The following is a 2,461-nucleotide window of genomic DNA, read 5'->3' as shown; positions in this document are numbered from 1 at the left end:
CAGGATGGACGCGTAATTTGCGGCAAGGCGCTGCATTGCTTGCCGTTTTACTGCCCGCGCGCGATGATGGCATTAAGGTCCTCCCACTTTTTGGCTTCGGGGGTTCCTTTGGTGCGGGCCTTGCCCATAAATTCGCTATCGTTCATCAATCCGTCGACCTGCGCTTGCGCTTGCTGCGCATTCATCGAACCGATCCGCATGGCAACGGTTACACCGTCCACCTTGGCCAGTTCGCCTGTAGCTTCAGCCATCTTGAACAGCGCCTGCATCGCCTTGCCTGCACCCCCACCGATCTTTTCCATCGCCGGGGCGATATCTTCAATCTCGACCCCTGCATTGCGCAAAAGGTTGCTGGCAGCTTCAAGCCGTTGGGCATAGGCGGATTCGCCCATTTCCATTTCGATGCTTTTCAACTCGGTGTTACCCTGCTGTGTCTGTTTGCTCACCATATCGGCCTGCATCTGGTTCCAGAAACCAACAACCTTGGTGACTTGTTCGGGGTGCAGGCCAGCATCATAGGCTACCGGACGAAACGCATCTGCCAATTCGGTCGAATTACCATCCGGCACATCGATCTTGTAATCCTCGGCCTTTTCGGGCCGGATTTTCGCCGCAAACTCGGCAAAGCTGGCAGCATCGCCTTCCTTGGGCAATGCAACACGACCGCGCGCCCAATCCTGTGTCTCGGTAAAGGCCTTGAACATATCGAGCGGTGACTGGAATCGGGCGGCGCGCGATTTCAAATCATCGGTCTGCAAATCAGCGGGAACTTCGCCCATCCATGCGGGGAAGGCGGAAGCCTGCTGTTGCTGCTGCTGTTCGCCCGGGTTCGGTTGTTGCTGCTGTTGTTGCTGCTGTTCGCCTGGGTTCGGTTGTTGCTGCTGCTGTTGCTGCTGTTCTCCACCCAAGGCATTTGCCAATGCGTCACTCATGTCCAGACTCCCTGATAGCTTGCGTAAGTTGATCGCGTTTGGTCCCGTCGCGATCCAGACGGTTGATCAGGTGCAGCACAATTTTGCGCCGACCGAATAAATCGCGCAGCTCCTGATCGGATAGCGCGCTGCTCATTTCGCCCATGCCAGCTGCATCATTCAGATCAGCCAGCACCAGCTGCGCATCGGGTTTCAGCTTCCCGTTTTCAAAGAAAAGCGCGTTATAGGCTGCATAAAGACGGCGCAATTTTTTCGCCTTAAATATCTCGCTGGCTGTTGTTTTGGGGCGGGCAGAATTTACTGCCCCATACCATCCCGCCTCATCCGACATTCACTTGCTCCGCCTGCGCGAAATTCTTGGCGGCATCGGCCAGCACGGGTGCAGCGGCCAACGCTTCCTGCATTTGCGTCGCCATCGCCTTGTCATTGTCAAAGGCTTCCTTGTCGTCGTCGCTGCGTTCCAACATCGCCGGTATGCCGTTATTTCGGCCCAGCCATGCGACGATGACATTGGGGTCATATTGCCGTTTATAGGCCTCGATATATTCGGGATCGATCGAACCCAGCGACGTCACCATTTCACCGGTACGAAGCAAACCGACCGCCCCCGATGCTTCCTGCATGCGCGTCAGATTATTGTCGTACATGACGTCCAGCCCGCCCTCGGCGGCGAAATATTCGGCCATTTCAGGAGGCATATCATCCAACAGCCCCATCTGGTCCATCAACCACAATTCGCGCGGCAACATCGGCGACAGCCATTCTTCTTCCTGCCGCGCAAGCGGGCCAAGGAAAATGCCCTTTTCGGCGATTTCCTCCATCGTCCGCGTGGCGCTGATATGGGTTTTATATTCTTTGTTGATCTGGAACAGGTCGCGGTAAAAGGCGCGGTCGATCATGTCGCGCTCTTCCTGATGCAGCGCCGCCGCATCGCTCAAATCCTGCCCTTCAAACCATGGCTGCAGCGTCGGGTTGCCCCGCTCATCCAATCCGCCATAGGTTACGCCATAAGGCCCAAGGTTCAGCACGCCCCGGTCCAGCGCATCATCCATCGCAAGGATCGGCGGCTTGGTCTTTTGCTCGACCGCCAGCACGCGATCCTGCTTCATAACCTGGCTTGCGCGGATTTCCGGCAGCACGAACATTGCCGGACATTTGCCATAATGCTGGTTGAGCCCTCGGTCGAAGGCGCTGACAATGCGCGGCAAAGTCTGATAGCCGCCATTGTCAAACATATTGTCCTCGCCGCCTTCCAGATAATATCCGCCCAGCCATGGCATACCTGCCGCATCCAGCCTGCCTGTCAGCATTTTGCTGTTTTTCTCGATGCAATGGACAAAGGTAAAATCACGGTCTGGCGTCGGATTGCGCCCGGTCATCGCGTCGACAACTTCCTTCGGCGATTTCTCTTTCCACTTGTCCATCGCCTGTTGCGCCGAAAGGATGATCTTGCGGTGAATCCGGTATGGGCGGCCTGCCGCATCGACCTCGATGTAGATCCCGTCGACATGCTCCGCCTCATAGGAAAG

The 2,461-nt window shown here is 56.4% G+C and carries 3 protein-coding genes; all 3 read right to left on the bottom strand.

All coding sequences use genetic code 11. The annotated features are described in order from the left end of the window. Positions 1-47: 47 nt before the first annotated feature. Positions 48-932: a hypothetical protein gene (locus Q0239_RS00065; protein ID WP_298596470.1), complete on the bottom strand. Its 885-nt coding sequence runs from the start codon at positions 930-932 to the stop codon at positions 48-50. After that, on the bottom strand, positions 925-1,179 hold the full coding sequence (locus tag Q0239_RS00060; protein ID WP_298596467.1) for a hypothetical protein: 255 nt from the start codon (positions 1,177-1,179) through the stop codon (positions 925-927). The genes Q0239_RS00065 and Q0239_RS00060 overlap by 8 nt, the downstream gene beginning before the upstream one ends. A 73-nt stretch (positions 1,180-1,252) precedes the next feature. Next, a partial coding sequence (locus Q0239_RS00055) for a portal protein (protein WP_298596464.1) occupies positions 1,253-2,461 on the bottom strand: 1,209 nt, incomplete at its 5' end.

This window comes from uncultured Sphingorhabdus sp., from assembly GCF_937872355.1.
GTDB lineage: Bacteria > Pseudomonadota > Alphaproteobacteria > Sphingomonadales > Sphingomonadaceae > Sphingorhabdus_B.
This window is presented reverse-complemented; position numbering and strand designations above follow the sequence as displayed.

Bases quoted from the DNA above. Each gene is read 5' to 3' on its own strand.
- Q0239_RS00065 (WP_298596470.1), bottom strand. From the start codon at position 932: ATGAGTGACGCATTGGCAAATGCCTTGGGTGGAGAACAGCAGCAACAG.